Annotated in this window: 13 protein-coding genes and 2 tRNA genes; 8 read left to right on the forward strand and 7 right to left on the reverse strand. The window is 55.0% G+C overall.

The genetic code is table 11. The features are described from left to right. Window positions 1-31: 31 nt before the first annotated feature. The 5 genes from bchL to bchF are packed head-to-tail and all read right to left on the reverse strand — an operon-like array spanning window position 32 to window position 7996. On the reverse strand, window positions 32-928 hold the full coding sequence (bchL, locus tag CXB77_RS09145) for a ferredoxin:protochlorophyllide reductase (ATP-dependent) iron-sulfur ATP-binding protein (protein ID WP_105073645.1): 897 nt from the start codon (window positions 926-928) through the stop codon (window positions 32-34). Continuing rightward, the gene (locus CXB77_RS09150; RefSeq protein ID WP_105073646.1) at window positions 928-4656 is read right to left on the reverse strand and encodes a magnesium chelatase subunit H; all 3729 of its coding nucleotides are present in this window, start codon (window positions 4654-4656) and stop codon (window positions 928-930) included. The genes bchL and CXB77_RS09150 overlap by 1 nt, the downstream gene beginning before the upstream one ends. Beyond that, on the reverse strand, window positions 4631-6202 hold the full coding sequence (gene bchB / locus CXB77_RS09155; RefSeq protein ID WP_105073647.1) for a ferredoxin:protochlorophyllide reductase (ATP-dependent) subunit B: 1572 nt from the start codon (window positions 6200-6202) through the stop codon (window positions 4631-4633). Before bchB ends, CXB77_RS09150 begins: the two co-directional genes overlap by 26 nt. Window positions 6203-6206: 4 nt before the next feature. After that, complete coding sequence (locus tag CXB77_RS09160; RefSeq protein WP_105073648.1) at window positions 6207-7475, reverse strand: ferredoxin:protochlorophyllide reductase (ATP-dependent) subunit N; 1269 nt, start codon at window positions 7473-7475, stop codon at window positions 6207-6209. Continuing rightward, on the reverse strand, window positions 7472-7996 hold the full coding sequence (bchF, locus tag CXB77_RS09165; RefSeq protein ID WP_105074011.1) for a 2-vinyl bacteriochlorophyllide hydratase: 525 nt from the start codon (window positions 7994-7996) through the stop codon (window positions 7472-7474). The genes CXB77_RS09160 and bchF overlap by 4 nt, the downstream gene beginning before the upstream one ends. 706 nt (window positions 7997-8702) lie before the next feature. Between bchF and ppsR the strand changes: the two genes are divergently transcribed. The 4 genes from ppsR (at window position 8703) to CXB77_RS09190 (ending at window position 12391) form a co-directional block, all read left to right on the forward strand. Then, window positions 8703-10142, forward strand: a complete 1440-nt coding sequence (gene ppsR, locus CXB77_RS09175; protein ID WP_242445591.1) for a transcriptional regulator PpsR — start codon at window positions 8703-8705, stop codon at window positions 10140-10142. 12 nt (window positions 10143-10154) lie between these two features. Next, window positions 10155-11066: a chlorophyll synthase ChlG gene (gene chlG, locus CXB77_RS09180; RefSeq protein WP_105073650.1), complete on the forward strand. Its 912-nt coding sequence runs from the start codon at window positions 10155-10157 to the stop codon at window positions 11064-11066. Window positions 11067-11097: 31 nt separating this feature from the next. After that, on the forward strand, window positions 11098-12291 hold the full coding sequence (locus tag CXB77_RS09185; protein WP_105073651.1) for a geranylgeranyl diphosphate reductase: 1194 nt from the start codon (window positions 11098-11100) through the stop codon (window positions 12289-12291). 23 nt (window positions 12292-12314) lie between these two features. After that, a tRNA-Arg gene (locus tag CXB77_RS09190) sits at window positions 12315-12391 on the forward strand. 57 nt (window positions 12392-12448) lie between these two features. Here the strand turns inward: CXB77_RS09190 and CXB77_RS09195 are convergent. Together CXB77_RS09195 and rpoD are read right to left on the reverse strand one after the other, a co-directional pair. Further along, window positions 12449-12524: transfer RNA gene (locus tag CXB77_RS09195), tRNA-Ile, on the reverse strand. Between the two features lie 16 nt (window positions 12525-12540). Continuing rightward, complete coding sequence (gene rpoD / locus CXB77_RS09200) at window positions 12541-14397, reverse strand: RNA polymerase sigma factor RpoD (protein ID WP_105073652.1); 1857 nt, start codon at window positions 14395-14397, stop codon at window positions 12541-12543. A gap of 84 nt (window positions 14398-14481) precedes the next feature. Here rpoD and CXB77_RS19705 point away from each other — a divergent pair, with 84 nt between their 5' ends. From CXB77_RS19705 to CXB77_RS09215, 4 genes are read left to right on the forward strand one after another with little or no spacing between them, the layout of a single operon-like run. Further along, window positions 14482-14649, forward strand: coding sequence for a hypothetical protein (locus tag CXB77_RS19705; protein ID WP_172452610.1), 168 nt, complete (start codon window positions 14482-14484; stop codon window positions 14647-14649). After that, window positions 14650-16809: an alpha-amylase family glycosyl hydrolase gene (locus tag CXB77_RS09205; protein WP_105073653.1), complete on the forward strand. Its 2160-nt coding sequence runs from the start codon at window positions 14650-14652 to the stop codon at window positions 16807-16809. Further along, entirely contained in the window at window positions 16806-17732 is a 927-nt protein-coding gene (locus CXB77_RS09210; RefSeq protein WP_242445592.1) for an alpha/beta fold hydrolase, read from the forward strand. Before CXB77_RS09205 ends, CXB77_RS09210 begins: the two co-directional genes overlap by 4 nt. Beyond that, a complete protein-coding gene (locus CXB77_RS09215; protein ID WP_105073654.1) occupies window positions 17725-18573 on the forward strand; it encodes an HDOD domain-containing protein in 849 nt (282 codons plus the stop codon). Before CXB77_RS09210 ends, CXB77_RS09215 begins: the two co-directional genes overlap by 8 nt. The last annotated feature ends 45 nt before the right edge of the window (window positions 18574-18618 follow it).

Genomic DNA, 18618 nt, shown 5'->3' on the forward strand with positions numbered 1-18618 from the left:
TGTATTTATTTCAATCCTTGTTGTATTGGATTTAATCAAATCCTAGGAAATCAAAGATGTCGCGGTCGCGCATTGGCTGCGCGGTAAGCGGCTCGACGCCTGCCCAGAGCCGTTCAGCAAGCTGGAGATATTGCTGTTTAGCCAGCTCCAAACCCGGATTATCTGATTCCACCATTTCAAACAGCGTGGATTTTTTCAAGCGCGAGCGGCGAATGATGTCCAAATCCGGCAAATGCGCCAACCGTTTCAATCCAATGGCAGCATTAAAACGATCAATTTCATCGGTATTGACGCTGCGATTGGCGATCACGCCGCCGATCCGCACCTTGTAATGTTTCGCTTTGGCGACAATTGCCGCCGCGATGCGGTTCATGGCAAAAATCGAATCAAAGTCGTTGGCCGTGACGATCAACGCCCGCTCTGCATGTTGCAGCGGCGCGGCAAAACCACCGCACACCACGTCACCGAGCACGTCGAAAATCACCACGTCGGTATCTTCCAACAAATGATGCTGTTTCAACAGCTTCACCGTTTGCCCGACCACATAACCGCCGCAGCCCGTGCCCGCTGGCGGTCCGCCAGCTTCCACGCACATCACGCCGTTATAGCCTTCGTAAACGTAATCGCTGGGGCGCAATTCCTCGGCGTGAAAATTGACCGATTCCAAAATGTCGATCACGGTCGGCACGAGGCATTTGGTCAGCGTGAAGGTCGAATCGTGCTTCGGATCGCAGCCAATTTGCAGCACCCGCTTGCCGAGTTTCGAGAACGCTACCGACAGATTCGACGAGGTCGTGCTTTTGCCGATCCCGCCCTTGCCGTACACCGCAAAAACTTTCGCGCCATCAATGCGCAAATCGGGGTCAAGCTGCACCTGCACGCTGCCTTCGCCGTCCAGATGGTTATCGTCCTTAGAAAAAGCACTCATCAGGCTGCCGCCTCCGTCACGCCTTCAAGCCGATCTTCCAATTCCTCACCCGCACGGCGCAGTGCCTCCAGCGTCGCGGCATCGGGCGACCAATAATTGCGCTCGTGGGCTTCAATCAAACGGTTGGCGACTTTTGCCGAAGCCGTCGGATTCAACTGCGCCAGCCGGTCGCGCATTTCCTGATCTAAAACAAAGGTTTCCGTGAGCTGCTGATACACCCAAGGCGCGACCTGACCCGTCGTTGCCGACCAGCCCATCGTATTGGTGACATGCACCTCAATCTGGCGCACGCCCTCATAACCGTGCTTCAACATGCCCTCGTACCACTTGGGATTGAGCATCCGCGTCCGCGTTTCGAGCGCTACCTGTTCGGCCAGCGTCCGCACCACGCCATCGCCGCGAGTTTGATCGCCGATATAAACCGGCACTTCATTCCCTTTATATTGACCGACGGCGCGAGTAATGCCGCCGAGCGTGTCGAAATAATGGTCAACGGTCGTGACGCCCAGCTCAACGGAATCCAGATTTTGATACGCCAACTGCACCGTGCTCAGAACACTTTTCAGCAGCGCCGCCTGTTGCACTGGCTGCCCGGAGCGCCCGTAAGCAAAGCTCTTGCGCCGCGTGTAAGTCTCAGCCAGCTCGTCGCCTTCGTCCCAACTGCTGCTGTCCACCAGATAATTGACGTTCGCGCCGTAAGCACCGTCGGCGTTGCTGAACACGCGCAGCGACGCAGTTTCCAGATCGCAATTCTGCGCGGCTTGATAGTCAAGCGCATGTTTACGAATGAAATTCTGCTCCAGCGGCTCGTCAGCAGATGCCGCTTGAAACGCCGCTTCTGCCAGCAAGCGCGTTTGCAGCGGCAGCAGATCGCGGAAAATACCCGACAGCGTCATCACCACATCGACTCGCGGTCGCCCCAATTCTTCCAATGGAATCAAGGTCGCGCCAGCCAGACGCCCGTAATTATCAAAACGTGGTCGCGCCCCAATCAGCGCCAGCGCCTGTCCAATCGGCGCACCTTCAGTTTTGAGATTGTCGGTGCCCCACAGCACGATGGCGATGGTTTCTGGGAAGGGATTGCCCTCCGCCATGTGCCGCTCAATCACGCGAGCCGCTTGCTGCGCTCCATCTTTCACCGCGTAAATGCTGGGCAGCCGGAACGGATCAAAGCCGTGCAAATTGCGTCCGGTCGGCAAAATCGCCGGCGTGCGCAGCAAATCGCCGCCGGGCGCGGGGCGGATGAAATGCCCATCCAACGCCCGCAAAATCGCTGGCAATTCGCTGTCTTGAATCAACAGCCGGTCGGTTTCCGCCAGCTCGCGGAACAGCGTCACGTTCTCTTCAGAAGTCGCCATGCCACCAGCTTTCAACGCCTTTTCGGGCGATTTACCGGCAACCAACGCCTCAATCGCTTTGCGAGCGGGACGGATGTTTTTCGTTGACTCAGCAACTGCGTCCAGCAAATCAATCCGTTCCTCTTCGGTTGGCGCTTCACCGACGACGTGCAGCCCGTGCGGAATCAACGTGTATTCCAGCTCCAGCATCTTCTCGTGCAGCGTCACAACTTCAGATTCCGCCGTCGCGCCCCACGCCGGTTCGAGCTGCGCCAGCTCCAATTCTGCGGCCTGCGCCTGAATCAACTCGGCAAGCTGACTGCGTTCCTCAACATCTTCGGGCGGCAAACCGCGCCAGCGTTCCATCGACCCTTTCAGATCAATCAAACCTTTATACAACCCGGCATGAGCAATCGGCGGCGTCATGTAGCTGATGAGCGTGGCGGCAGCGCGACGCTTGGCAATCGTGCCCTCGGACGGATTGTTGGAGGCGTACAGATAGATATTCGGCAAATCACCGATTAAACGATCTGGCCAGCAGGTGCTCGCCAAGCCAGCTTGTTTGCCGGGCATAAATTCCAACGCGCCGTGCGTGCCGAAATGCAGCACCGCGTGAGCGCCGAAATCGTCGCGGAGGTAGCGATAAAACGCGCTGAAAGCGTGAGTCGGCGTAAAGCCTTTTTCAAACAGCAAGCGCATCGGGTCGCCTTCGTAACCGAACGCCGGTTGAATGCCGACAAACACGTTGCCGAACTGCGCACCAAGCACAAAGATCGACGCGCCATCGCTCTGCTGTTTGCCGGGCGCTGAACCCCACTGCTTTTCAATGTCGGCCAAATACGGCTCACGGCGGACGTGGTCATCCGCCGGAATGCGGATGTGAACGTTGGCATGAGCGCCAAATTTTGCAGCGTTGCCGTTGACGATGCGCTCGCGCAGATCGTCTAAATCTTCGGGTAAATCAACGCGATAACCGGCAGCGTCCATCGCCAACAAGGTGCGATGCAGCGACGCAAATACCGACAAATACGCCGCAGTGCCGGTGTTGCCAGCATTCGGTGGGAAATTGAACAACACGATGGCGACCTTGCGCTCGGCGCGTTGGCTGCGCCGCAGCCGCACCAGCTTTTCCACCCGCGAAGCCAACGATTCCGCCCGTTCCCGATGCGATTGCATATCACGGGCATCGTTGGAACCGCCGCCGTTGCGCCCGCCGTAAACCATCGAACCGGTCGCGCCGTCAAGTTCAGGAATCGCCACCATCATCGTCGCTTCGACCGGCAGTAGACCCTGATTGGACTCTTGCCACTGATCGAGCGTTTGGAATTCCACCGCCAACGTGGAGAGATAGGGCACATCCAGCCGCGCCAGTATTTCCTCGGCAGCTTTGGAATCGTTGTAAGCCGGGCCGCCCACGAGCGAGAAACCGGTTAATGACACGACGGCATCGACCGTCGCCTGACCGTCTTGCATGAAAAACTTTTCAATCGCCGGACGCGCATCCAAACCGCTGGCGAACGCGGGCACGACATGCAGCCCCCGCGCTTCGAGCGCCTCAATCACGCCGTTGTAATGGCTGGCATTCCCCGCCAACACATACGACCGCATCAGCAACAGCCCGACACGCCCTTTCGGTTTGCCGTTAATGACCGGCAGATGCGCGATCTTCTCGGAAATGTGCCCCTTCATTTTGGGGTGATAAATGCCGACTTCGGGATATTCCGCTGGCGCTGCAACTTTCAGCGTCCCGCGCAGATGGCGACGCGGACCATCGGCGTAGCGATCCACCAAAAAGCGCACCATGTTGCCAAGATTGTCGTCAGTGCCCGCCAGCCAGTATTGCAGCGTGAGGAAATAAGCGCGGACATCCTGCGCCGTGCCGGGAATGAACCGCAGCAGTTTGGGAATCCGCCGCAGCGTGGACATCTGCTGCGCCCCAGTGCTCTGGGTTTTCTCTTTATTACCGCGCAGCCGTTTGAGTAGCGCCATTGGGCCGCCCGGCGTGCCATCCATCGCAAAGCCGCCCATCCGCGTCAGCTTCATCAACTCGCCAGCGGACATGCACACGATCATCGCGTCGCATTGCTCACGGCGAGCAGCCAACGCAGGCAGGATCGGTTTGAAGTGCTCCTCCATCACCAACATGGTCGCCATGATGATGTCGCCAGCGGCGATGTCGGCGAGGCAGCGATTCAGCGCATCAGGTGAATCAGCCCATTCGGTCGCGGCATGGAGACTGAGTTCCAACCCCGGCAGCTCGCGCCGTACTGTTGGCAGTGCCCGCTGGGTCGTCCCCGACAGATGCCCATCAAGATTGATGATGACCACGCGCACGGGCGTCGCCTCGGCAGTTTTAGAACGAATATCAGCGACCGAAGTGCGCTTTGGCATCGTAGAGCGTCTCCACGGTAATGGTGGTAATTCCGCGTTCTTGAGCGAAGCGTTCGGTATTGCGCCGAGCCTTGCCGCGAACGAAAAACGGAATCTTCTTGAGTTCTTGTTCGGCTTCCATTGCCCATGTTGTCGCGGGAGTCTCTTCCGCTGCCGCCTCTTCTGGCACAACTGCCGCAGTCAGCGCCGGGCGCGTTGCCATGCCGCCCAAATGCGATGGCGCTGCGCCTTCGTGAAACTCGAAATCTTCCCGAAACATCGTAATCAAATGTTCCTCAAGTCCCATCATCAACGGATGCACCCAAGTATCAAAGATTACATTTGCGCCTTCAAAACCCATCTGCGGCGCATAACGGGCGGGAAAATCTTGAATGTGCGCTGGCGCTGAAATCACCGCGCAGGGCACACCGAGCCGCTTGGCAATATGGCGCTCCATCTGCGTTCCCAACACCAGCTCAGGATGCGCTTCGGCAACTCGCGCCTCGACTTCCAAATAATCATCAGTAATCAACGGCTCCACGCCGTACCGCTTGGCGGCTTCCCGCACTTCCCGCGCAAACTCGCGGGCGTAAGTGCCCAAACCAACAACCGTCAATCCCAACTCTTCGGTCGCCATCCGCGCTGCGGCAACGGCATGAGTCGCATCACCAAAGATAAATACGCGCTTGCCGGTGAGATAAGTTGAGTCTACTGAACGCGAGTACCACGCCATTCTGGCGGATGACGGCGCAGCGGTTGTGTCGACATCAATGCCCGCAACGCGCCCAATTTCAGCAATAAAATCATGGATCGCACCGATGCCAATTGGCACCGTTTTGATCGTCGGTTGCCCAAAACTGCGCCGCAACCAGTCGCACGTTTGATCGGCGATTTCAGGATACAGGCAAACGTTGAAATCCGCTTCTGGCAAACGCAGCACGTCTTGCGGGCTGGCACCGAGCGGCGCGACCACGTTGACGCCCACGCCAATCGAATCCAACAACCGTGTGATTTCCACCACATCATCGCGGCAGCGAAAACCCAGCGCCGTCGGGCCGAGCAGATTTGCCAGCGGACGCGCTCCCGCGTGACGCAATTCCCGTTCTGTGCCCGGCGCAGGGACGCGACTTTTCAGCAGTCCGCGCACCAATTGATAAAAGGTTTCGCTCGCGCCCCAATTTTCTTTGCGGGTGTAAGCCGGCAGTTCCAGCGCCAGCACCGGAATCGGCAGCTCCATGCCCTGCGCCAACGCGCCCGGCTGATCCTGAATCAACTCCGCCGTGCAGGATTCACCAATCAAAATCAACTGCGGACGAAAGCGATCAAACGTCTCTTGAATCGTGCGCTTCACCAATTCGGCCGTGTCACCGCCCAGCTCCCGCGCTTGAAAACTGGTGTAACTGACCGGCGGACGCTGGCTGCGCCGCTCAATCATGGTGAACAGCAAATCAGCGTAGGTATCGCCCTGCGGCGCGTGTAACACCAAATGCACCCCAGTCATCGAGGTGACAATGCGCATCGCGCCGATGTGTGGCGGGCCTTCGTAGCTCCAAAGCGTCAACTGCATAACATCACACCTGCAACAACGCGCCGCGTACCAAGGGTCGCGCAAAAAGTTCTGCTAAATCGGCAGCTTGATCGAAACCGTGTACCGGACTAAACACCAACTCAATTGACCATTTCGTGCGCAAGCCCTCCGCTTCCAACGGATTTGCCAAGCCCAATCCGCACACCGTCAAATCTGGGCGATCTGTGCGCAGCCGCTCCAATTGCGCTTCGAGGTCTTGTCCTTCGGTCAAGCGCACTCCCGCCGGCAACAGCGCCAGCTCGGGTGCCATCAATTGCCGTTCTAAAAAGGGCGTGGCAACTTCCACCAATTCCATGCCGCATTCCCGCGCTAAAAAACGCGCCAGCGGAATTTCTAACTGTGAATCGGGCAAAAAGGTGATCCGTTTGCCGCTCAACAATGCTCGCTGCCGAGATAACGCCTGTTGTGCTCGCGCAATCGGCGCTGCCGTCACTGCGTCCAAACGCTCCGCCGCAATGCCCCACGCTTCCGTCGCCGCTCGCAGCCAGCCGAGCGTTCCTTCAACGCCAAACGGATAGGGCGCAGTCAGCAGCGTCGCGCCACGTTTTTGCAGAGCGCGGGCAGTCTCGCCGAGAAACGGTTGCGCCAACAGCAGCGTCGTTCCCGCTCCCACCGGCGGCAGTGCCTCGATGCGACGTGGTGGCAAAAAATGCACGGTATTGATGCCCAGCTCGGTGAACAAGCGGGTGAATTGATCCTCAACGACATCGGGCAAAGTGCCCAAAATCAGCAAGTTGCGTTCAGTCGCCGGCAGAGCGGGCAGATGCGGAACCAGCGCCAACAAACAGGTATCTTCGCCCTGCGTGAAGGTGGTATCGAGACCGCTGCCCGAATAATCAAATACCTGCACCCGTCCTTGATACTGCGCGGACAGTCGTTCGGCCGCTTTATTGAGGTCGAGCTTGATAACTTCGGACGGGCAAGAGCCGACTAAAAACAGGCTTTTAATATCGGGACGCCGTCCCAGCACCTCAGCGACTACGCGATCCAATTCCTGATTGCAGTCCGCCATGCCCGCGAGATCGCGCTCTTGCAGAATCGCAGTGGCAAAACGCGGCTCGGCGAAAATCATCACGCCGGCAGCGGATTGCAGCAGATGGGCGCAAGTGCGCGAACCGACGACTAAAAAGAAGGCATCTTGAATTTTGCGGTGCAGCCAGACGATGCCCGCCAAACCACAAAACGCTTGGCGCTGCCCGCGTTCATAAACGACGTTGGCGACATCACAGCCGAAAGTCGTGGAGGCAGTCATTCTTGAACCTCCGCGAGGGTCGTCATTGCTGCGTAATTCCGTCGTTCGGCATCCAGTCGCGCCGCCCGCAGCTTGATTAAAAACTGAGTTGCGTTAATGACATAGGTCGCATAAGCCGCCAGCGCCAGAAACATTTGACCGCGCACATCAAGGCTGGCAGTGAACACGGCAATGAGATAGGCAGTGTGCAGCGCCAGTACCAACATGCTGAACACGTCCTCCCAGAAAAAAGCGGGTGCAAACAGATAGCGTCCGAATACCACTTTTTCCCAGATTGCGCCGGTAATCATAATGGTATAGAGCACCAGCGTTTTAATAACCACTGACCAAGTTGCTGCCATCTCGCCTTCACCAGTGGTGAGATAACGAATGACGAGATAAAGACTGACGAGAAACACCAGAAATTGTACAGGCGCAAGAATGCCCTGAACCAAAGTCCACGGCGACTCATCCCGCCGCTGCCGTTCTTCTGGAGTGTAAAGCGGCTGGTCTGAGATTGGGTGAAGGTGCTGATCAATCATGAGTAAGCCGGACTCGGTGAACATCATCTGAATGATGACGTAAATGACGTAGAGAAATCTAGTCTGCTTTCAGGCAGGCGTCAACCGGGCTTTACGTAAACCTGACTTGACAACTGTGCGCTAGCCACCACAATAGAGTTGACTGGCATCGGAGTTGTCATCATCGCCGGGTGTACAGCAAAACTTTATTTACTGCGCTCGGAACAAAATTCCGACATGACGATCTGATAAGGCTCATTTCATTGCTTGTCCGTTGCGCATCACAGAATCATTATTCATTGAAGCTAGACTCTAGTATTACATTGAGTACGCTGTAGTGCATTTTAGTCCATATAAAAAACACTCTTAGCAGTGACAACAACCTAAAGATTGAGAACATGAAGAGGGGATTTTCTTGTTTTTTAGGCAATGGCTGTCTGACAATAAACCGGTGGATGGTATCCACAAGCGCGAAGGTTTCGCGCCCCGTCGGGCATGAACAACATTGGGTCGCAAAGTCACCTTGCCCAAGGATGAGCAGCAGGGTGATTTTATGGTAACGCCGGGGCGCAATGTTCAGTAGTACTCGATGTTGCCAACACAGGTTGGCCATTCGGTTGAGACTGCCCAACCAAGACTCTAGTTGCAGTGATCACACTATCAACGGAGAGCGAATGACCCAGTTGTGCATAAACACTTATACGCACATTTTTGGGAGCAGGTTTAGTTGCTAAATCCAATACGACAAGGATTGAAACGCAGCCTCAACGCGGAGACCGCTGCCGCTCTCATTGAGGGCATGGCAGATATTGCCGTGGTCGTCGATCCTCAAGGCGTGGTCAGCGATATTGTCTTTGGCAGTGCTGATCTGTTATCCGATTTCAGTGCCGATTGGGTGGGGCAACGGTGGCTGGAAACCGTGTCACCAGAAAGTCGGCTCGATCTCGAAGCACTCCTCGCCGAATCGCACACCGACGGTATGACGCGCTGGCATCAGATTAATCATCCATCAGTGCGTGGTATTGATATTCCCATTCAATACCGAGCGCTGCGGTTAACGGAAAACGGCGCAGTAGTCGCCATTGGACGCAACTTACAAGGTATGACTGCGTTGCAGCAGCAACTCGTTGATGCCCAGCAAGCATTGGAACGCGATTATTGGCGTTTCCGTCAAGTCGAAACCCGTTACCGGCTGCTATTTCGAATGGTTTCTGAAGCCATTCTCATCATCGACGCGCCAACGCAGCGCGTGGTTGAAGCGAATCCTGCTGCCGGTCAACTGCTCGGTGAAACGCCAACTCGCGTTATTGGTCGCCCTTTTCCAGAAGGTTTTGATCCTGAAAGCACACAAGCCATCAATGGTTTACTGGCGGGAGTGCGGGCAGCGGGACGCGCTGATGATGTGCGAGCGCGATTGATTGACGGTGTGCAAGAATTTCTCGTCGCTGCGTCGCTGCTGCGCCAAGAAAATGTGACTTTTTTATTGGTGCGCTTATCGCCGTTATTGACTGGCATGAGTGCCAATGTGTTGCCGGAAGCTAAAACCCGTTATCTACGCATTCTCGAAAATGCTCCCGATTGTGTGGTGATCACTGACGCTGAGGGACGCATTCTCACTGCGAATAGCACCTTTTTAAGTCTCGCCGAAATTGCCACCGAGCAGCAGGCACGCGGCGAGTCGCTGGACCGTTGGCTGGGTCGTCCCGGCGTTGATTTGAATGTGTTGATGGGCAATCTGCGCCAGCACGCCACCGTTCGCTTGTTTGCCACCATGCTGCGCGGTGAATACGGTTCGACCACTGAAGTAGAAATTTCTGCTGTTGCAGTACGCAACGGCGAACGTCCCTATTTTGGCTTTTTCATCCGCGATGTCGGGCGGCGTTTGAGCAGCGAGCAGCCCATCAGCCCCGAACAAACGCGCTGGCTGGATCAATTAACGGAGCGGGTGGGACGCGTGCCGCTGAAGGAATTGGTGCGCGAATCGACCGACACGATTGAGCGTCTGTGCATTGAAGCGGCGCTGAAATTGACCGGCGACAATCGCGCTTCTGCCGCCGAATTGCTTGGCTTGAGCCGCCAAAGTCTGTACGTCAAAATCGACCGTTACGGCATTGTTGCTGACCACACGCCCGATGCGCCCGCACCTGAGCACAAACATCTCCCTTGATAGGTTTTCTGCATGAATCACGTCACCCAGCTACCGCTGCGGCGCTATCCCGCGCCAGCGGCAATTCTCGAAGTGTTGCATCCAATTACATGGTTTCCGCCGATGTGGGCATTTACCTGCGGCGTCGTTTCCTCCGGTCAGCCGATTGCCGCGCAGTGGCTGCTGGTGTTGATCGGCATCGTCTTTGCGGGGCCGCTGATGTGCGCCACCAGTCAGGTCGTCAACGATTGGTATGACCGCGACGTGGACGCGATTAACGAGCCGTATCGCCCGATCCCGTCGGGGCGCATTCCCGGCAAATGGGGCTTTTATCTGTCGCTGATTTGGACGGCAGTGTCGCTGACTTTGGCTTATTTTCTCGGCACTTGGGTATTTGGCGCGGCGCTGATCGGCATGACGATTGCGTGGATTTACAGCGCCCCGCCGCTGCGTCTGAAAGCCAACGGCTGGTGGGGCAATCTCGCGGCGGGCATTTCGTATGAAGGGCTGGCGTGGTTCACCGGCGCGACGTTGATGATCGGCGGCGCGATGCCGGAGTGGCCGATTTTGGCGCTGGCGCTGCTCTACAGCCTCGGCGCTCACGGAATTATGACCCTCAACGATTTCAAGGCGATTGAGGGCGATATTCAAATGGGTGTGCGTTCGCTGCCGGTGCAGCTCGGCGTGGACGGCGCAGCGCGAGTCGCGTGTCTGGTGATGGGACTGCCGCAAGTAGTGGTCATCGCGCTGTTGTATTCATGGGACAAACCCGTTCACGCGCTCGCCGTTGGCATCATTCTGCTGATTCAGGTGGCGCTGATGGTGCGTTTTCTCGGCAGTCCGCGTGAGCGGGCGACGTGGTTTAGCGGCTTGGGCGTGAGCGTGTACGTCATCGGCATGATGATCAGCGCCTTTGCGGTGCGCGGCATGGCGCAAACAGTTTGATTTTTATTGATTTCTAGCAACGGAATCTGTCATGGCAAATGTTGAAACCTTTGATGTAGTCGTGATTGGCGGCGGTCCCGCTGGCGCGACGGCGGCGACCGATCTCGCCAAACTGGGACGCTCGGTGCTGTTGCTGGATCGCGCTGGGCGGATCAAACCCTGTGGCGGCGCGATTCCGCCGCAAGCGATGCGCGAGTTTGAGATTCCCGAATCGATGCTGGCGAGTCAGGTCAATTCGGCGCGGATGGTGTCGCCGACGGATCGTACGGTGGACATGCCCATCAACGGCGGCTACGTCGGAATGGTGGATCGTGAACATTTTGATGAATGGCTGCGCGAGCGGGCAGCGACGGCTGGCGCGACGCGGCGCACCGGCACCTTTGAGCAGATTGAACGCGACACGGACGGCACGGCGCTGGTCTGTTATCGCCCCGGTCAAGGTCGCAGCGGCAGCGATTCCGAGCGGGTGCGGGCGCGAGCGGTGATTGGCGCAGATGGCGCACATTCCTCTGTCGCCAAGCAGTGCATTCCCGGCTCGGAAGGCATGAAATTTGTTTCCGCATATCACGAAATCGTGCGCACCCCGGCGGGTTTCGATGGCACCCGCTGCGACGTTTATTATCAGGGCGACATTTCACCGGATTTCTACGGCTGGGTGTTTCCGCACGGTGCGACCGTCAGCGTCGGCGTTGGCACGGCGGTTGAAGGATTTTCGCTGCGCTCGGCCTGCACCGAATTACGCCGTCGCGCCGGATTAGCCGACGCGGAAACGTTGCGCCGCGAAGGTGCGCCGATTCCGTTGGAGCCGCTGCGCTGTTGGGATAACGGACGCGACATCGTGTTGGCGGGTGACGCAGCGGGCGTGGTCGCGCCAGCGTCGGGTGAAGGCATTTATTACGCACTGGCAGGCGGACGCTTGGCGGGTGAAGCAGTGGCGGAATTCTTGACCACCGGCAAAGCGGCAGCGCTGCAATCGGCGCGAAAAAAGTTTATGAAAGCGCACGGTAAAGTGTTTTGGGTATTGGGCATTATGCAGCGGTTTTGGTATGCGAATGACAAACGGCGCGAGCGATTTGTCAGTTTATGTGCCGATCCCGATATTCAATATCTGACGTGGGAAGCGTATATGAATAAGCGGCTGGTAAAAGCGCGTCCCGGCGCACATTTGCGGATTTTCTTTAAAGATATGGCGCATTTATTAGGGATTGTATCGCCGCGTTCTTGAATCTGTTTTAAGGAATTGGTTTTGCCCTTGTAGCTCAGTTGGATAGAGCGATCGCCTCCTAAGCGGTAGGTCACAGGTTCAATTCCTGTCGAGGGCACCACACCAGCACATTGCGTCCATAAAAAAGGGTTAGCTAAAAAGCTAACCCTTTGTTTTTTGGTAGGCCGTGTAGGATTTGAACCTACGACCAAGAGATTATGAGTCTCCTGCTCTCACCACTGAGCTAACGGCCCAAAATCAGTCATGCCATCAATCTGCATCTAAGAAGCTGCGCAGTTTATCAGAGCGTGTCGGATGACGCAGCTTGCGTAATGCTTTTGCTTCAATCTGGCGAATACGTTCGCGGGTGACATCGAATTGTTTACCCACTTCTTCCAATGTGTGATCGGTATTCATATCAATCCCAAAGCGCATCCGCAGCACCTTTGCTTCGCGGGAAGTCAGGCTGGCAAGCATGTTTTGCGTCGCTTCGCGCAAACCCTCCGCCGTTGCCGAATCCACTGGCGAAATCACTCCTGCATCTTCAATGAAATCACCGAGATGCGAATCTTCGTCATCGCCAATCGGGGTTTCCATCGAAATCGGTTCCTTGGCGATTTTTAATACTTTGCGCACCTTATCTTCGGGCATTTCCATTCGCGTTGCCAATTCTTCCGGCGTCGCTTCGCGTCCCATTTCCTGAATCATCTGCCGCGAAATACGATTGAGTTTGTTAATCGTTTCGATCATGTGTACCGGAATACGAATGGTGCGAGCTTGATCGGCAATAGAACGGGTAATCGCTTGACGAATCCACCACGTTGCGTAAGTAGAAAATTTATAACCGCGCCGGTATTCAAATTTATCTACTGCCTTCATTAAACCGATATTGCCTTCCTGAATGAGATCAAGGAATTGTAAACCGCGATTGGTGTACTTTTTCGCAATGGAAATCACCAAGCGCAAATTGGCTTCTACCATTTCCTTTTTTGCTCGCCGCGCTTTCGCTTCACCAATCGACATCTTGCGATTGACTTCTTTAATTTCACCCACCGTCAAAATGTTTTCGTGTTCAATATCCTGAAGTTTGCGTTGAGCGCGGCGAATATCGGTTGCCAATTCAGTCAAACGCGGAACGTAAGGTTGACCACTGCTCAAATGTTGATCGAGCCAACCCATATTAGTTTCGTTTTTCGGAAAACTATCAATAAATAATTTGCGTGGCATTCCCGCCTGCTCAATACACAGCGCCATCAATTGACGTTCCTGTGTGCGAATGCGTTCAATCGTTTGCCGCAAAATCTCAGTCAATTCTTGAAATACAGAAGCGACTAATTTGAATTGCAAAAACACTTCTGAAACTTCCGCCATTGCAGCACGCGAACGCGCATCATCACGCCCGTGTTCTTCTAATGCAGTGCGCAATACGCCAAAACGCTCGCGTAATAATTGCGCCCGTGCTGCGGCATCTTCTGGATCAGGACCGGTATACACCGGCGCAGCGCTCTCATCTTCATCATCATCTTCATCTGAATCAGTCGTTTCGAGTACAGTTTTATCCAATGGAATTGCAGTATCGACAACCACCACCGGCGGCGGCACTGCTACTTCATCATCGCCATCATTAAATCCAGAAATCACATCGGTTAAACGGGTTTCTTCACGCTCAACCCGATCAAAAATTTCAATGAGTTTTTCAACGGTGCGCGGATAAACTGATAACGCAGCCAATACTTGATTTAATCCATCTTCAATACGTTTGGCGATTTGCAATTCACCTTCACGGGTTAACAATTCAACCGTACCCATTTCGCGCATATACATTCGCACCGGATCAGTGGTGCGACCAAACTCACTATCAACGGTGGCAAGGGCAGCGGCAGCAGCCTCGGCAGCATCATCATCGGAAACAGCGGAATCGCTCAGAGTATGATCAACCACATCAGGCGCAATTTCCTGCACCATGATGCCCATCTCGTTAATCATTCGAATGATGTCTTCGATTTGATCGGTTTCGACAATACCGGAAGGCAGGTGATCGTTGACCTCGGAATAGGTCAGATAACCCTGTTCCTTGCCCTTGGCGATCAGTTGCTTCAGTTGCGACTGCTGCTGTTCTTGATCCATGGGATACCTTAAATCAATAAAAACGCTGGGGGAAGCGGATGAAAAGTTAACTAGAAATTGTAGCACTAATCGCCTGTTTCAACCGTGCGTTTAGTCGCACAACCTGACGCTGAAGGTGATGACCCTTTAACTTGGTCAGTAGCGGCACAACGCGAGAACTTGCAAGCAACAAACTGCTTGCACTATTCGCAACACTGGCGCGAACAGTTCGGCACAATGGGCATTCAGCAAAATCTCGTTGAGGATAAATAGTTGTCAGATTTAATCATTCATTTTGAAAAGCCCTGTGATTGGGCTAAAACGGTTCATGTGCATTATTGGAGTGGTCACAACGACGGCATTGAAAGTGCATGGCCTGGTGTGGCGATGGAGCCAGTTGAAGGCAATTGGTTTCGTTATCGGTTTTCAGGATTAAAAGCACTGCATCTAGTATTTAATGATGCACAAGGACGGCAAACATCTGATCAATTCCGCGCAGTAAATGGTTGGTTTGATGCAATCGGTCATTGGTCGCCCACTAAACCCGCTGCGCGTCTACCAGCACCCACAAAAACTTATCCACCAGCGCCACGTTATCAGGTTGCAGCAGCATTGCGTCCACTGCAAGAACGCACTGATTTTCGTGAAGAAACGATTTATTTTCTATTGACCACGCGCTTTTATGATGGTGATCCATCCAATAATTTTTTCTGCCGAGATCGGATTGAATTTGATGCGAATGGAAAACCAATTGATCCGCACTGGCGCGGCGATTTCAAAGGATTAATTCAGCGTTTGGATTACATCCGCGATCTTGGTTTCACAGCGATTTGGATTACACCACCAGTTGAAAACCGATCTGGATTGGATTATCACGGGTATCATGCGTATGACTGGACGCGTATTGATCCGCGTTTAGAATCGCCCGATGCCACTTATCAAGATTTAATTGATGCTGCGCATTCAAAAGGCATTAAGATCATTCAAGATGTGGTGGTGAATCATTCCTGTCAATACGGAATACGCGGGCAGGTACATATTGATCATTTGCCAATTAAATACTATGTGCCGCACGGTTCAGAACCGCAGCGCGTGAATCACGGTCCGTATCAAGGCTGCCTCGGCAATTACGCATGGGCGAACCACGATGACATTGATAATCCGCTTGCGCCGGAATGGTACCGCGAGCGCCACGTCCGCGATCCAGACGGCATCGAGCCGCTTGTTGATCCGAAAACCGGCGAAACTGTCCCGAAAGCGGGTTATCAGCCGGGGCGTTTTTTCGGCGTTGATGCGCAATCGCTCGATCCAAATTGGTATCACCAAGACGGGTTTATTTGCGGCGGCGATTGGGAAAGTGCGCATCCGTTGCAGCAAAAACATCTCGCTGGCGACTGCATCGACCTCGCCACCGAACGCCAAAATGTGAAGGATTATCTGATTGATGCAATCAATTGCTATTTGGATATGGGCGTTGATGCGCTGCGCATTGACACCGTGAAACACGTTGAGCGCGATAATTTGCTCGAATACGTCAATGCGTGGAAAGCGCACAAACCGGGGCTATTTGTTTTTGGTGAAAATTTGGTGAAGGGCTACGGTTTCGGCGATCTCGGCGGCGGTGATAACGGACCGTCGCAGATTCGTCCGTGGTGGTACACGCGGCTGGGTCACGATCCGCGTGATCCCGAATCCGGCGGTGATTCTGGGTTTCCGCAATTGGATTTTGGGCTGTTTTCAACCTTCCGCGATACCGTCAGCAAAGGCACTTACGCGGGCAGCGCACAAATTCTCGGCATGGATTGGATTTACGGTGACGTGACCCAGCTCGTCACCTTTCTGCAAAACCACGATGTCGGCCCAGATAACGATTTCAAATATCGCTTCAAAGGCGAGCAGTGGATGGCTGCGGCAGCGTATAACCTGATTTGGACGGTGCGCGGCATTCCGTGTCTGTATTACGGCGAGGAAATCGAGTTCATGCGCGGCGCACCGCAAGACGTTGAAGGAGAACGCGATGTGCTCAGTCAAACCGGCCGCGCTTATTTTGGCGACCATCTCTCCGATGAACGCATCAGCCACACGCAAGCGCATCCTATTTATCGCCACATTCAACGCCTCAACTTAATTCGTCGCACCATTCCGGCGCTGCAAAAAGCGCGGATGAGCCATCTGGCCGAATGGGGCAGCGGAATGCGTTTCGTGCGCGATCATTCTGAAACCGGCAGCTACGTCGTGGTCGGGCTGGCGATTGGCAGCGATCAACAAATTGCCATCGAAGGCGTCCCCGCAGGGATTTACCGCGACGCCGTGACTGGCGCCGAAATCCACAGCGACGGACGTTTGGGATTCATGGTGAAGGCAAATTCCGCCGGAATTTACGTGCTCAACGGTCCCGGCAAAATCGGTGAAGATGGAGTGTATTTACGTTGAACAACAATAACTTGCATTTGCCAGAAGCCCTCGCTGCCCCGCGCCAGCATTTCCTCACCGCCAGCGGCGAACGCATCGCTTATTACGCCGACACCAGTGGCACTGGGCGTCCGCTGGTGCTGATTCACAGCATTAACGCCGCGCCGAGCAGCTTTGAATTGCAACCACTGTTTGCGCATTATCAAGGGCAACGTCCAGTTTACAGCCTTGATTTAATTGGCTTTGGTCATTCCGAGCGCCCTGATTGCGCCTACACGCCAGCCCGATTTAGCGCCGTGATTGCGGAATTTCTGACCAAGGTTGTCCAGCAACCGGCGGATGTGCTGGCGCTGTCATTGAGCAGCGAATTTGCGGCCCGCGCCACGCTCGCTGCGCCAGCGTTGGTGCATTCACTGGTGCTAATTTCGCCCACTGGATTTATGACGCGCCCGCTGCCGAGCGCCCGCGCTGCTCGCATCACGCACCGATTGCTGCGTCTGCCCGGATTAAGCCAGTGGCTTTATAACCTCGTCGCCTCGCGGCGCAGCATTCGTTATTTTCTGGGACGTTCCTTCGTTGGCGCAGTGCCGGAGGCGCTGATTGATTACGCCCACGCGACTGCGCATCAGCCCGGCGCTCGCCACGCGCCGCTCACCTTTTTATCCATGCAATTGTTTACACCAGACGCCCCAGCGCAGCTTTACGATCGGTTGGCGCTGCCAGTGTTGGTCATCGCCGATCAAGACCCGTACATCACTTTTGAACGGTTGGATGCGTTTGTCGCTGCGCATTCGACATGGCGTTCGGTCTCGCTCGCGCCACATTTAGGAATGCCCCAGTGGGAAAAACTGCCGGAAGTGGTTGCAGCATTAGCGCAGTTTTGGGAACAGGTTGAAGTCGGGAAATCGTCGTTAAACTCAGATTCGAGGCGCGTTCATGATTAAGCAATATCCATCAAAACCGGAGCTTGAAACGGCGTTCAAAACCATTCGCCAAGCGCAGGTGCCACAGATTCCTGATGTTGTGCTGGCGCTGCGGGCGGAACTCGCTCGCACCGAGCCAAACGTCAAGGCAGTTGCCAATCTCATCGCCCAAGATTTGGCGCTGACCGGTCAAATTTTGAAACGGGTTAACTCGCCGCTGTTTGCGCTCTCAAACAAGATCACCGGTGTTCAGCAAGCCGTGGCATTGATAGGCATCAATCGTCTGGTCAATTTAGTCACTGCCGAAGCAGTCGAACGGTTGCTGGAACATCCGCCGGGCGCAGCGCGAGTCATTTGGGAATCGATCATGGAACAGGCGCAGGTCGCAGTGACCATTGCGCAGAAAGTGACCAATCTCAATTTAGAAGAAGTGTATCTATTCGGCATCATGCACGATGTCGGCAGCTTGATTTTCGCTGAACAATTAGACAATTACGGCTATGAATGGGTGCTGCGTTCTGGTTCGCCACAGTCGTTGCTGGCGCATGAGCAAGCTGCGCTTGGCGTCGATCACACGACTGTTGGCTTTCTGCTGGCGAGCATCTGGCAGCTTCCCGATCACCTCACGCTGGCGATTTACCATCATCACGCAGCGAATTATCAGCAACTGGAAGATTCCCGGGTGCGGGCATTGGTCGCCATCACCCAATTGACTCATGCGCTGATGGCGCTGCCGTTTGGCACGCACGACCAGCCAGAAATGCTGACGTATCGTGATCGCGGACGCTTGGAACTAGATATTTCTGAAGAAGATTGGGCGGGTTTATGCAAACACGCGATGGAAGGAAGTTGGCCGGGCTAAATGACACGCCGAATGCCACTGCATTCGACGCGACCACATACGAAA

Source organism: Chromatium okenii (genome assembly GCF_002958735.1).
Lineage (GTDB): Bacteria > Pseudomonadota > Gammaproteobacteria > Chromatiales > Chromatiaceae > Chromatium > Chromatium okenii_A.

Bases quoted from the DNA above. Each gene is read 5' to 3' on its own strand.
- bchF (WP_105074011.1), bottom strand. From the start codon at position 7,996: ATGATTGATCAGCACCTTCACCCAATCTCAGACCAGCCGCTTTACACT.
- CXB77_RS09150 (WP_105073646.1), bottom strand. From the start codon at position 4,656: ATGCCAAAGCGCACTTCGGTCGCTGATATTCGTTCTAAAACTGCCGAG.
- bchL (WP_105073645.1), bottom strand. From the start codon at position 928: ATGAGTGCTTTTTCTAAGGACGATAACCATCTGGACGGCGAAGGCAGC.
- rpoD (WP_105073652.1), bottom strand. From the start codon at position 14,397: ATGGATCAAGAACAGCAGCAGTCGCAACTGAAGCAACTGATCGCCAAG.
- CXB77_RS09160 (WP_105073648.1), bottom strand. From the start codon at position 7,475: ATGACTGCCTCCACGACTTTCGGCTGTGATGTCGCCAACGTCGTTTAT.
- CXB77_RS09215 (WP_105073654.1), top strand. From the start codon at position 17,725: ATGATTAAGCAATATCCATCAAAACCGGAGCTTGAAACGGCGTTCAAA.
- chlG (WP_105073650.1), top strand. From the start codon at position 10,155: ATGAATCACGTCACCCAGCTACCGCTGCGGCGCTATCCCGCGCCAGCG.
- bchB (WP_105073647.1), bottom strand. From the start codon at position 6,202: ATGCAGTTGACGCTTTGGAGCTACGAAGGCCCGCCACACATCGGCGCG.
- CXB77_RS09185 (WP_105073651.1), top strand. From the start codon at position 11,098: ATGGCAAATGTTGAAACCTTTGATGTAGTCGTGATTGGCGGCGGTCCC.